The 12,965-nt window shown below is 44.1% G+C and carries 13 protein-coding genes; 7 read left to right on the top strand and 6 right to left on the bottom strand.

Annotated elements, in window-relative coordinates; all coding sequences use genetic code 11:
• The first annotated feature begins 3 nt into the window (after positions 1-3).
• The 6 genes from QUA97_RS11205 (at position 4) to QUA97_RS11230 (ending at position 5,229) form a co-directional block, all read left to right on the top strand.
• Positions 4-594, top strand: a complete 591-nt coding sequence (locus QUA97_RS11205; RefSeq protein WP_194070422.1) for a sigma-70 family RNA polymerase sigma factor — start codon at positions 4-6, stop codon at positions 592-594.
• Entirely contained in the window at positions 591-1,025 is a 435-nt protein-coding gene (locus QUA97_RS11210; protein WP_333194631.1) for a hypothetical protein, read from the top strand. Before QUA97_RS11205 ends, QUA97_RS11210 begins: the two co-directional genes overlap by 4 nt.
• A gap of 19 nt (positions 1,026-1,044) precedes the next feature.
• Positions 1,045-1,533, top strand: a complete 489-nt coding sequence (locus QUA97_RS11215; protein ID WP_194070417.1) for a Spy/CpxP family protein refolding chaperone — start codon at positions 1,045-1,047, stop codon at positions 1,531-1,533.
• Positions 1,534-2,043: 510 nt separating this feature from the next.
• A complete protein-coding gene (locus QUA97_RS11220) occupies positions 2,044-2,742 on the top strand; it encodes a YqiA/YcfP family alpha/beta fold hydrolase (RefSeq protein WP_333194632.1) in 699 nt (232 codons plus the stop codon).
• Positions 2,743-2,904: 162 nt separating this feature from the next.
• Entirely contained in the window at positions 2,905-3,624 is a 720-nt protein-coding gene (locus QUA97_RS11225; RefSeq protein WP_194070419.1) for an ROK family protein, read from the top strand.
• 369 nt (positions 3,625-3,993) lie between these two features.
• Complete coding sequence (locus QUA97_RS11230; RefSeq protein WP_333194633.1) at positions 3,994-5,229, top strand: histidinol-phosphate transaminase; 1,236 nt, start codon at positions 3,994-3,996, stop codon at positions 5,227-5,229.
• Between the two features lie 49 nt (positions 5,230-5,278).
• Here QUA97_RS11230 and QUA97_RS11235 read toward each other — a convergent pair whose 3' ends face one another.
• On the bottom strand, positions 5,279-5,716 hold the full coding sequence (locus QUA97_RS11235; protein WP_228050423.1) for a hypothetical protein: 438 nt from the start codon (positions 5,714-5,716) through the stop codon (positions 5,279-5,281).
• A complete protein-coding gene (locus QUA97_RS11240; RefSeq protein ID WP_255515938.1) occupies positions 5,713-5,847 on the bottom strand; it encodes a hypothetical protein in 135 nt (44 codons plus the stop codon). Before QUA97_RS11240 ends, QUA97_RS11235 begins: the two co-directional genes overlap by 4 nt.
• Positions 5,848-5,905: 58 nt before the next feature.
• Between QUA97_RS11240 and QUA97_RS11245 the strand changes: the two genes are divergently transcribed.
• On the top strand, positions 5,906-6,328 hold the full coding sequence (locus QUA97_RS11245) for a DUF2358 domain-containing protein (protein ID WP_194071231.1): 423 nt from the start codon (positions 5,906-5,908) through the stop codon (positions 6,326-6,328).
• Here QUA97_RS11245 and QUA97_RS11250 read toward each other — a convergent pair.
• The 4 genes from QUA97_RS11250 to QUA97_RS11265 form a co-directional block, all read right to left on the bottom strand.
• Positions 6,321-7,973 carry a mechanosensitive ion channel family protein gene (locus QUA97_RS11250; protein WP_333194635.1) on the bottom strand — a complete coding sequence of 551 codons (1,653 nt, stop codon included), beginning with the start codon at positions 7,971-7,973 and terminating at the stop codon, positions 6,321-6,323. The two genes, QUA97_RS11245 and QUA97_RS11250, sit on opposite strands and share 8 nt — an antisense overlap.
• Before the next feature lie 7 nt (positions 7,974-7,980).
• Complete coding sequence (locus QUA97_RS11255; protein ID WP_194071227.1) at positions 7,981-9,093, bottom strand: mechanosensitive ion channel family protein; 1,113 nt, start codon at positions 9,091-9,093, stop codon at positions 7,981-7,983.
• A gap of 209 nt (positions 9,094-9,302) precedes the next feature.
• Positions 9,303-10,916 (bottom strand): mechanosensitive ion channel family protein, encoded by a 1,614-nt coding sequence (locus tag QUA97_RS11260; RefSeq protein WP_333194636.1) that lies wholly within the window; start codon positions 10,914-10,916, stop codon positions 9,303-9,305.
• Between the two features lie 471 nt (positions 10,917-11,387).
• Complete coding sequence (locus tag QUA97_RS11265; RefSeq protein ID WP_333194637.1) at positions 11,388-12,941, bottom strand: cation:proton antiporter; 1,554 nt, start codon at positions 12,939-12,941, stop codon at positions 11,388-11,390.
• Between the last annotated feature and the right edge of the window lie 24 nt (positions 12,942-12,965).

Below are 12,965 nucleotides of genomic sequence, written 5' to 3' on the forward strand. Positions count from 1 at the left end.
CAGGTGTTAGGTGTGTCAGCCAATGTTTTAAACGATGACTGTTCCGACTCGGACTTAGTTGCTGAGTGTCTAAAGGGCGATCGTACTTGCTTTCGCTACCTTTACAAACGCTACCAACACAAAGTCAGGTCAACCCTTTACCAACTCTGCGGCCCGTCACTTCTTGACGATCTAGCACAAGAAGTATTCCTGCGAGTCTGGAAAGGATTGCCAAAACTCAAACAACAAGACAATTTTTCTACTTGGCTTTATCGAATCACTTGGAATGTGGCTTCCGACCAAAGACAAGCATTTGCTAAACAGCATTCTTTTGACTCCAAGCTCAAAAATCAAGAAACAAAGGATCGAGTTATTGTCAACAATCACACATCCGACTTGATGCAGTTACACTATCAAGATTTAGTGCAGCGCGGCCTGGATCAATTGAGCTTTGAACACCGCAGCGTTTTGGTGTTGCACGACCTAGAAGATATCCCGCAAAAAGAAGTATCCCAAATTTTGGGACTGCCCTCAGGGACTGTCAAATCTCGCGTGTTTTATGCCAGAAATGCTATGCGGCAATTTTTGCAAAAACAGGGAGTTCACGAACTATGAAGGACGGAAAGAGTGACGAAAAATTAGTTAATTTTTTAAAGCAACATCGCCCAAATGTTCCGGAATCTGCCCCAGATTTTGAGCTAAAACTTTTAGCAGCAATAGATAGGAATGAGGCGACGGTAGAGTTGAATCACCTAGGAGAAGCGCGATCGATCCAGGCTACTAAAAAGTCAAAAATCCTCCGTTTTCCCAAAGGGGCTTTTCCTACTGCGATCGCTGCAAGTCTGCTAGTTTTTGGGTCAGGTTATCGCGTCCTAGTTACCGCCCAACATCAGAAGGATGAGGCGGCACACCTAGAAGCATTTCTGGTCAATAACTGGGAGGCTGTATTGAAGGAGCCTTCAGCGGACAACTTGCTGGAACGCTCGCCAACTGACTTGTTTAATTACGCTGTTACTCCTGACAGCGAACAACCAAAAAATAACTAATCTCAAAGAGGTAATTTTCATGTCTATTCGCCGCATTTCTGCCCTAGCAGTTTTAATGTTAACCCTCGGTACTACAGCCGCTGCGACAGCCGTTTCTGCCCCCGCCCAAGCAGAAACAATTGCCCAAAACCAGCCTTCCAATCGACCCGGTGGTCAGAAAGGCGGGCTGTTCGAGCAACTCAATTTAAGCGCCGATCAAAAGCAGAAAATGCAGGCTGTGCGCGATCGCTACAAAGACCAAGTTTCTCAGCGAATGCAAGCCGTCCGCCAAGCCAGACAAGAATTGGAAACAATGATGTCTAGTGCGACAACAAATGCCAGCCAAATGCGCGATAAAAACCGCCAAATCATGGGATTGAGACAGCAGTTAGAAGAAGCGCAATTTGAAAGTATGCTAGGAATGCGAGAAGTGCTCACGCCGGAACAGCGCACCCAACTATCTCAACTGATGCAGCAGCGCAGGGAAGCTGCTAAAAACCGGAGGCAAAACAGCCAAAAACCGCAGTAATATACAAGTAGTTTTGAGTCGATATTCTAGTATTTCAGGTGCGGGCTACTCAAGAATCAATTTGTAGCCTGCGCCTGAAGCACAGGAAAATCAACTGTCAGCCAGTACAACTCAGTCAAACTGCAAAAAGTAATTTGACCCGCTAGTTATATTGGCAAGGTGTGCAGTGTTTACCCTACAATCAAGTTGTAAGGTATGCACTGCACACCTTACTGATTAAAGTTACAATAATTACAGTTCGCGATCGCATTAATACCACATAAATCAGATTTTGATCGGGATTATATCATGTCCGATCGACTACCATAACAAAAACGGTTCGTAGTGCGTCCTGGTTTCCGCTCCGGGATTGCGGTAAAGTCCGCACGCGCGATCCTTACTTATTGCGGTCAATCTATCGGATATTATATTAAAGGTTTAGATGCAGTTTTTTTGGTGAAACGAAACGATTTTTAATCAAATAGTGCGTCCGGGACTAAATTAGTTAGTAAATCTCATCAAAATTTCGGAATGAATATACAGAATAATTCAACTTACATTTATTTACACGGATTTGCTTCAAGCCCAGATTCCGCTAAGGCTAAATATTTCCAAAATCGCTTTTCTTCCCTAGGGATTGATCTAAAAACTCCCGATCTCAATCAAAACGATTTTTCCCGTCTCACCCTCACCCGCCAATTAAACCAAATAGAAACAGAATTTTTGCCAACCCAATCTTCTCCATCTCCGGCAGAAAATGTAAACAATCTAGGGGGAGTTACAATCATTGGGTCAAGTTTTGGCGGCTTGACGGCGGCTTGGTTGGCCCAGCGACAATTATCGGTAAAACGAATAGTTTTGTTAGCGCCCGCTTTTCAATTTCTCTCTCACTGGCTGCCGCTGTTGGGACAGCAACAGTTAGAAAAGTGGCACTCCGAGGAGTATTTACCAGTTTATCATTATGGCGAACAGCGCTATCTGCCACTGAATTATCAGTTTGTGGCAGAAATGTCTCAATACCCTGACGAAAAATTAATGCGGCCAGTCCCTACGTTAATTGTTCACGGGAAGCATGATACAATCATACCGATTCAAGCTAGCAGAAATTTTTCCGAGCACCGTCCCTGGGTGCAATTAATCGAATTAGAAGACGATCATTCTTTGGGAAATGTCCTAACGGAAATTTGGGAAGCGATTCAAAAGTTTTGCCAATTTCCCCATGAAACTTAGACTTCACCAAAAAATTGGTACAAGTTTCCGACACTCCCAAAGTATCGAACATACAATTTTAGACTTTTGTTCAAACTCTCAGATTTAATGGGAGAGTTAATATAAAATCTAAAATTATTCAATCTCAAATCGACTTACCAACTTGCAAGTGTCAACAATCAAATGACTGAACAAGATTCATCGACTCGCACCTTAGCCGTTGACATTGGCGGAAGCGGCATCAAAGTTATGGTTTTGAACGCTGAAGGTGAACCTCAGACGGAACGCAGCCGTTTAGAAACGCCTCAACCACCGAAACCGGAACCGGTATTAGAGGCGATCGCCTCTTTAGCAAGCGCACAAGGAGAATTTGACCGAGTATCCGTCGGTTTTCCCGGCGTGGTTTGTCGCGGAATCACCAAAACCGCAGTAAATTTAGATCCGTCTTGGGTCGATTTTGACCTAGCAACTACCCTCAAAGACCGTTTGGGAAAACCTGTGCGAGTGGCGAATGATGCCGACATTCAAGGATTGGGATCGATCGCTGGGACGGGCGTAGAATTAGTAATTACCCTCGGCACCGGTTTCGGTTCTTCCTTATTTGTCGATGGTATTTTGGTGCCAAATCTAGAGTTAGGACATCACCCGTTTCGCAAAGGGGAAACTTACGAACAGCAATTAGGGCGATCGGCATTAGATGCAGTCGGCACCAAAAGATGGAATCGCCGTCTGGAAAAAGCGCTGGTATGTCTGCAAAATCTGTTTAACTGCGATCGGCTTTACATCGGCGGAGGCAATGCTAAAAAAATTGTTTTTGATTTACCGCCGCAGGTTAAAATAGTGCCAAATGTCAGCGGTTTGTTGGGCGGGATCGCTTTGTGGCGCGATTTAAATAATCATTAGTCATTAGTCATTAGTCATTAGTCATTAGTCATTAGTCATTAGTCATTAGTCATTGGTTATTGGTTATTGGTTATTGGTTATTGGTTATTGGTTATTGGTTATTGGTTATTGGTTATTGGTTACTGGCTACGAATTCCCAATCCCTCCGCTTCGCTCCGCCCAATTCTCAATCCCCAATAACAACTAACAAATAACAACTAACAGCTAACAGCTAACAGTCAACATTCATTAGTCATTAGTCATTAGTCATTAGTTATTGATTTGTGATAATGAAGAATTTACCAACTAGATATTAGAGACTAATAACCCTAATAGTGTAAAACTAAATCGTAATTAGACCATCTACAATCTCAGACCTGAAATCATACTATGCTGCCTTTTATCCGCCAAGACTTAGCCGAACTTACCGCCTACACTCCCCATCCGGGTGGCGCGTCAGGAGAATCAGCGTACTCGGAAAGTGCGATCGATCGCCTAGACACCAACGAATGCCCCTACGACTTACCAGAAGAATTAAAACAAAAGCTAGCTTGGACTTACCAGCAGTTAATTGAAACAAATCGCTATCCCGACGGAGGCCACGCAGCACTCAAAGAGGCGATCGCCCAATACGTCAACGAATCCCTAAATCCCCCCCCCCTTAACCAGGGTGCTCTCCTAAATGCCCCCCCCCTTAACAAGGGGGGGCTAGGGGGGGTTACATCTCCAAAAACTGCCATTACAGCCGACAATATCTCTGTCGGAAACGGTTCCGACGAACTAATTAGATCGCTTTTAATTGCAACCTGTCTGGGTGGCCAAGGCTCAATTTTAGTCGCCAATCCCACCTTTTCGATGTATGGCATTATCGCGCAAACCCTCGGTATTCCCGCTGTCAGTGTGGCGCGAAAAGAGGATAATTTTGAAATAGATATCGAGGCGGCTAAAAGAGCGATCCTCTCCGAGGGCTGCGCTAACGCCCAAAATCAAAATCCCCCCGTGCGCGCCGTCTTTGTCGTCCATCCCAATTCCCCCACAGCTAATGCTTTGACACCAGATGAGGTGGATTGGTTAGAAACATTACCGCCCAATATTTTAGTAGTAATTGACGAAGCTTATTTTGAATTCAGCCACAATACCTTAGCAGACAGATTGCACCAACACCCGAACTGGGTAATTTTGCGAACATTTTCCAAAGCATTTCGACTAGCATCAATGAGAGTCGGATATGCGATCGCCCATCCAGAGTTCACAGCCGCCTTAGAAAAAATCCGCCTCCCCTACAACCTCCCCAGTTTATCGCAAACCGCAGCCGAATTCGCCCTAGCCCAGCGACAGCTACTGCTAGCAGTAGTTCCCGAAATTATAGCCGAAAGAGCCAAATTAATTGCAGCGCTAACTCAGCAGCCAAAATTGCAAGTTTGGCCCAGTGCGGCAAACTTTGTTTACCTGCGGGTGAAAGCCAGCGACAGCGAAGCAGCGGAACAGGAACACCAAAAAATCATGCAGCAGCTAAAAATTCGAGGAACGTTAATTCGTCACACAGGCGGAGGTTTGCGAATTACGGTTGGTAGCCCGGAGGAAAATCAGCGGACAGTCGATCGAATCGCTGCGATTTTGATTTGACAACAACCCTTAAAAATGGTATGAATTGAAGCAAATTACCATGCCATTTTTAATTATCAATCTGTCGCGCCGCCCGAATAGTTTGGGGAAATACGCCTACTAAAAGTGCCAAAGCTTCATCGGGAATTTGTGCCACTGTTTCCCCATCAAAATATTGTTCAAACTGAGTTAAAATCATTTGTGCGCGTTCCAAAGCTGTCGGCTTTGCAGTTAACTGTTCCGTTAATCGCACCCAATGCCGCCGAATTCCAAAAGCTTTCTGTCTTTCTTCGGGAGATTGAGGACAAACTAAACCAAAATCTCCCACGGGAATCGCCCGCCCAGAGTCAACGTCAAAAGCACCGCCAACCGCAGCCCCCGGCCCGGCAAACTCTGCGTGGAAGCGCTTAATCAAAATTAGACCGTTCCGGCGACGGCTATCTACCATCAACAGTTGGCCGTTGTTGATTTCTGCGAGAATTTCAGAGGGGTTGGTGTACTCAGTCAAATCTGTGCCAAGGTTTCGATGTCGCAAGTCCGGGTCTGCACAAAGGCAGATGCGGACAATAGCGTTAAAGTTAAAATCAGAGCTGGATGAAATCTCAAATCTGCGATCGTCCAGCGATCGAGATTATTCATTTAAACTTATAAATCAATACTGTCACAAGGTGGTAGCTTGAGCGCGATCGAATATCAAATGCAGGTTGAACAAGTAGTAGACACCCTGAAAGCGGAGCTCCCGACGCTGTTTGAGAAAGACATCTCCTACGACATATACACAAAAGCCATCTATTTTCAAGATCCCGTCAACAAATTTAAAGGAAAAATCAACTACCGCATTATCTTTTGGACTTTGCGATTTCACGGGCAGCTATTTTTTAACGAGATTTACTTCGACCTCCACGACGTAAGTCAGACAGCCCCTGATACTATTGTGGCAAATTGGACTGTGCGCGGGACGCTGCGCGTACCCTGGAAAGCTCAAATTTTCTTTAACGGCTACTCTACCTACAAAATGGATGAGGACGGCTTGATTTACCAACATATCGACACTTGGGACAGAAAACCCGGAGAAATTTTAAAGCAGTTTTTGGGCAAGGGAACATTTTTACTCAAATAGTAGCAGGGGACTGCACGTAAACCGTAGGATTTTCCATCGTAAACACAATACCGTGGACTGCAAGAGATTTAGCAATTTGAACGCTTGCTAACTCTAGTAGGCGTTTACGCACCTCAACCGCATTATCCTGAGAGCCTAAAATTGCCAAACTAACCCTTAATCTTTTTCCCGAACCATCGGCGAGAGCAATATTTGTGCTGTTAGGATCGATTCCTGATAGGAAAACAATTTTTTCCATGATAGCTTGCTGCACTAGAGCATATTCTCGTTCTCCTAAAGCACTTGCAAAGTCCATATACAGTAACACCATAATTTTTTTGGCAAGAGTAACGTTTTCAATTTCTACACTGACTAAGATAGAATTGGGCATCACAATAATTGTACCCGTACCGAGGGAACGAATTTTTGTCGATCGCAATCCAATACTTTCTACTTTCCCCAACTCTCCAGCGGGTAGACGGATATAGTCACCAGTGACAAAAGGGCGATCTAAATACAATACTAGAGTAGCAATCAGTTGTTCGAGAATTTTTTGGGCTGCAAAGGCGACGGCTAAACCAACCAACCCCAAACTAGCAACCAAACCAATCAAGTCAAAGTTTACGCTGCGGGCAAATGTCACCAGTGCTACAATAAAGATAAAGACATTCAACACAGTTTCAAATACTAAAATTGCATCATCGCTACTGGGATTAAATTTTCCCCCAAACTTGAATCCATAGGTACGCAGGTAGCGGCTAGTAACTTTTGTAGATAACCAATAGAGACAGCCAACTACAAATAAATTAGCAATCGGTTTTAGCAGCTCATACACAACTGGTGCTAATGTTTCTAGCAAGCTCAGAGACCAACTGACACAAATAGAGAGAACTGAAAATTGCACGAGGATTTCGCTTGGTTGAATAAGTGCCAGGTAAACATTTTCTGTTGAATGAATATCTAGCTTTTTGATGGCAAATCTCAATAAGCCTGGAGCGTAGTGGCTAAATACAAAAGAGCTTCCTAATGCTCCCAAAAATATCAGCCACTGGGGCTGAGAAAATGGGGAAAAAATCTGATAGCGAATACTTCGCAATACCGGGAACCATTCCGCACACACTAGGGCGATCGCTAACCAGGCAAAACTAAAAAAAACCTTGGTAAAACTACCAGTTTCCCACTGAGCTATTTTGGCGACAATTACCAATAAAAACCGCAATAGTATAATAATTCCTATACCAATTAAAACCCACAAACTTCTCTCCACAATGTATTGTGAAGTTCGTTCTTTTTTTGCCTTGGCGACCGCCCTTTCTAGAATATCTTCCCATTGTTTAGCTTGTTGAGATAAAGAAAAGTTTGGTAAAACATCGTTAGCGGTAACTGTCAACAAGTAATTCTTGTTTAAAGAAATTGAAGTAGCGCTTGTATTAGGATCGTTACGCACATCAAAACTTATGAGTTTCTCCTTTGAAATCGCATCAGCCAGTAATTTATTGGCAAATTCGGTACGATCTAATGCTGAAGATCGATCTACAGGTTGTAAATAAAACAGCGGAATGCCATCAACTACTACAGGAGAATGAGGGCCGTCAACACTTAGAGCAAAACTCATCGGAAAAGTCGCTAAAAACAAAGCCATTACAAATAAGAATATCAGCTTCATTGGTCGTTTAAATAGGAATTGGAGCATCCACATAAATCGTTGGTTGGTTAATGGTGAAAGAAATATTATGTTTTGGGAGTTGTTTGGTGATTTGTTGGGTAGCTAGATCCAGCAATTGCCGCCTCAAGTCCATAGATAATTCATTAGAACCCAAAATGAAAAAAGAAATTTGGGCTTGGTTGTTACTGAAGGAAACCTCCGTGCTGCGCCAGTCTAAACCAAAAATGTCCATCGTGCTTTCCATCACAGTTTGACGGATTAGTGCTTCATCCTGAGCAGATACCTGTTCGGGAAACTCTAGCATCATAATCGACATGACTTTCTTAGCGCTGGTATAGTTCTCTATGGTAACTTCTGTCAGCGAATTATTAGGAATAACTGTGAGAGTACCTTTACCAGAGGTGCGAATTTTTGTTGACCTTAAACCAATACTTTCGACTCGTCCGAAAGTGCCTTGTTTTCCCAGAGGGCCGTCGGATAAACCAATATAGTCTCCAACTTGAAAAGGGCGATCGAGAGTTAATACAATTCCTCCTAAAAATTGTTCTAACGTCTTCTGAGCAGCAAAGGCAATAGCAACACCTCCAATCCCCAAGCTAGCAAGTATGCCTCCCACATTGAGATTATGGCTAATGCAAAAGACTAAAATGACTATTACAGCGATCGCAAAGTCTCCCAGATAGCGAATTAAAAAGATAGACTCGCCTCTTACTTTCGGGTTGGAGTCAAAGGTTGCGCCTAAAATTGTGCTATTAAAAACTTCTCGAAATAAACTTGACACTAGCCAACCGGCAGAGCAAGTGATGCCCGCACTCAAACCAAACTCCATCAATTTTAGCCATTTAGTGTGAGGGATTAAAACTAACATGACTTCCATCGCTGACAGAGTTAATAAAATTAAAATTAGATTTTTAGAGGCAAGCAATACACCAATATATTTTTTTTTCAAGAAGCTTGGGGCAAATAAAGCTAATATCAATCTCAAGGTTGGGAACGCTACCAGTCCAGCTAATCCCCCAATTCCTCCAGCTAGAAAAATCAGGATAACTTGCAAAAAGCGATCGCCATAATTTAAAGGCAGTTGTGTGAACATAAATAGCAAATTAATTGTTGTTGTCATGGTCAAACTAACTGTATTATAATAAATAGTTGACAGTTGACAATTGACAGTCGTCATTAGTGCGAGCTTAAAAACTCGCGAACCTAGTCATTAGTCATTAGTCATTAGTCATTAGTTGTTAGTCATTAGTCATTAGTCATTAGTCATTAGTCATTAGTTGTTAGTTGTTAGGAAGAAAAAAGAAGCAAGCAGGAAGAATTTAGTTTAAGTTATTTAGGGGTAACTGAGTTATTTTCCGATTTGAGTAAAGTTTGGCGTAATGTTGCCTCTAGTTCCGGTGACAAAGCCAAAGGAATGCTCCCAGATCGCACGTGCAAATCTCGTTGAGGAAACGGAATTTGGATTTCATGCTCTCGAAAAAGTTCTTCAATACGGAAAAATAAATCACTCTTGACGCGATACTGTGCGATGGGTTCAACAATCCAAACCCGCAGCTCAAAATTCAAGGAACTATCACCAAAACCCAAGAAAAAAACAATCGGTTCTGGAGTCTTCAAGACATCAGAATGTCCCCTACCAGCTTTTAGCAATGCCTCCTTAACTTGATTGATATCACAGCCGTAGGCAACACCAACTGGAATTCTGATTCGCGACACAGAATTCTCATAGTTCCAGTTAGTTACATCATCCTCTAAGAAACGGGAATTGGGTAAAATAATCGAAACTTGATCTAGGTTGCGAAGCACTGTACTGCGAGCGCCAATACGGATCACAGTGCCTTCAATTTTACCGACATTCACAAAGTCGCCTACCCGAATCGGACGTTCAAAGAGCAAAATCAGACCGCTACCAAAGTTTTTAGCGATATCCTGAAATCCAAAACCGATACCAACTCCTAATGCACTAAAGATAATTGTTAGAGAACTCAGGTCAATTCCCCATATTTGCATCAGAACGATGGTTCCTATAACAACCAGCAAATATTTGGCAATCACGGCAACGGCTTCTTGACTGCCTCGACTGATACGGGTGACTTCCAAAATTCGCAGTTTAAATATTTTAGAAATAACGCCGCTAAGGACAACCCATCCCAGGATTAGAGCAGCTAGAATTAGCAGATCGGTGACTGAGTAATTGTTGCGTCCTACAGACAGGGCTTTAGATGTGAAAGTGCTGACTAAACTGCTGGTTAGGGTGTAACTCCAAATCCGAGTTACCGGAAACAGATTGGTAATGTAAAGGGCGGTGACAATCCAAAGCGCAACCCTTGCAAAAAACAGAGTTAAGTTAAATAATAAGTTCAGAGCTTTGGGCGAATCATTAACTCCAACTTCTTCGTTTGATGGTTCGACAAATCGCTGGATTGCAGCTTGTCTGGCCGATCGCCACAGCCATCCTAATGCTTTGTTGAGGGCGATCGCCAGCCCGACAGTCGCCGCTGCCAGCATCAGCATATTTTTCATGAATCCGGCGCTTCTTTCATTTTGAGCTTGCTGCAAAGCTTGACTGAGTTGTTGGGCCCAAAGATTAGCTTGTTCGGCGGGCGTGCGATTTTCTTGCACATCGGATTGAGTGACTGTCAGCAGGTATTTGCCATTAACCACAATGGTGGGATACCGATCGCGAATTTCAGTTGTGACTCGAACGGTTTCTTGAGATTGCTCAATTTGTTTGAGTCGCAAATTGAGCAAATCGGCTCGTTCGGTGCCCGTCAATGAGTCAGCATCGCTGACGCTAAAAATTGGACGACCATCTACCACAACAGATGTCGCCGTCCTCGCTGCTTGAACGGGTAAAGCCTGCAAAACTAAGCTTAGCGCTAAGGCTGTGATGATTCCCAGTATTTGGTAACGAACAAATGAAGATTTCCGGCGATTTAACATATTTTACCAATTTCAATGCACTCCTCATATTTCGCGATCGCTATGCCTCTAATAAACCTCCATCGCAAAGCAAGTTTTTGAACAAGCAGGATGCCCGTTCTACAAGAATCGTTGGAGAGGTTTCAGGGAATTGCAAACTGGATATTGATGACAAAGCCCAATAAGTGCAACCATCAGAAGGATTAACGGTGCGGCAGTGCTTGAGGAATACTTTGCCAGCGCACTTTGGTACTTGATACTCAGATTACTTTTGCATTATAACGGCTTAAACTGATTGAGTTACCCGTTCAGTTCCCTTAACACTGTTAGACAATGCTCGAAAGGACTGAAGTCCGAACGATCGAACTTGATGGAAAGGACTGAAGTCCTCATTACGAACTTGCTCGAAATGTTTAAGTATTAGTTTGAATCTATTCTGCGGCGGCATTTGGGAAGTCTCCAAGATATAGAAAAAACCGTCGCACTCTATAATTACTCCCCTATGTTCTCAACTCCCAAAAAGAGAGACAGTTCTTGATTTAAGCGACCCGATCGCACAAACTCAGCATAGGTGTCAGCCTCGATCGCCAGCAACTCACCTCGAATTTGCTCAGCAATAAACGTGCTGAGATCGGGATATTCATCTTGAAGCCGATCGACCTCCGCCTCAATCCTCATTAACTCCCCCTTAACCAGCGATTCTTGATACTCATAAAACTCCCGATCCACCCCCGGCTGGTCCTCCATCTCAGCCAACCGTTGCAACACCCGAAACAAAGCCGCCCGACGGGCGATCGCCTCCAAATACTCCCCGCGCATCGGCCCATCCCCCAGCAGATCCAGTTTTTGCAGAACAGGCTGAATAGTCAGTCCCTGCACCAATAAAGTAAACAACACCGTCCCAAAAACCGTCGCAATCACCACCTCCCGGCCCGGTAAACCTTCAGGTACACTCAAAGCCAAAGCCACCGACACCGCACCCCGCAGCCCTCCCCACCACAGCACCGTTTGCTCCGGCAGCGGAATGGACGACCCAGCAAAACGGTTGCTGAGACTTCCCAGTCCGTAAATGGCGATCGCCCGCGTTACAATCACCGCCACAATCGTCACCGCGATCGCATCCAAATTTTCGCCCAAACTCCCAAACCGAATCTGATCGCCTATCAGCAAAAACACAATCGAATTCACAAAAAAAGCTAAAAATTCCCAAAACTCACTCACAATAATCCGAGTGCGAGGATTCATCCCGATGCGAGAACCAAAATTGCCCAAAATTAGCCCCGTCGCGACCACCCCAATCACCCCCGACCCCCCCAAATCCTCCGCAATCAAATAAGTACCGTAGGCCGAAACCAACGTCAGAGACTGCTCCACCAGAGGCAAATCGAACCGCTGCGTCAGATAAGAAATCGCAAAGCCGATTAACCCGCCAACCCCCAGCCCAATCCCCACCACCGTTATCAACTCCAGCAAAATCGGCCCCGGCGATAAATTAGCAGTTCCCTGAGCAAAAGCAGCCAGAAATCCAAACGCCACAACCGCCATTCCGTCATTAAACAAACTTTCGCCTTCCACCAAGGTGCTCAGACGCTTCTCAACCCCCAACTCCCGAAACAAAGCCGTCACCGAAACCGGATCGGTAGCTGAAAGGGTAGCCCCAATCATCAGCGCAGTTCCCAAAGAAAGACCGGCAAATTGATTCAAACCAATTGCCACACCCGCAATGGAAATCAGCACACCGAAAACAGCATAAAGACAAATAGGAATTAAATTCTGTTTTAAACTCGACCACTTCAAATTCCAAGCAGCTTCAAACAGCAGCGGCGGCAGAAAAATCAACAGAATCAATTCAGGCGAAAGATTCACCAACCGCACATCTATTAAAGCCAGTCCTGCTCCTACAATTACTAGCAGCAGCGTATAGGGAATTCGGCGCAACCAACTAACAATTTGTGGCAGAGTTGCCACACTCAAAGAAACTGAAAGCACCAGTAAAAATTGCTTCAGATTGTCTTCAATCGCCACTTCTTGTATACTTTCTATCATTTTAAAAATTTCCTATTTGTAATT

This window comes from Microcoleus sp. CZ3-B2 (assembly GCF_036705055.1).
GTDB lineage: Bacteria > Cyanobacteriota > Cyanobacteriia > Cyanobacteriales > Microcoleaceae > Microcoleus.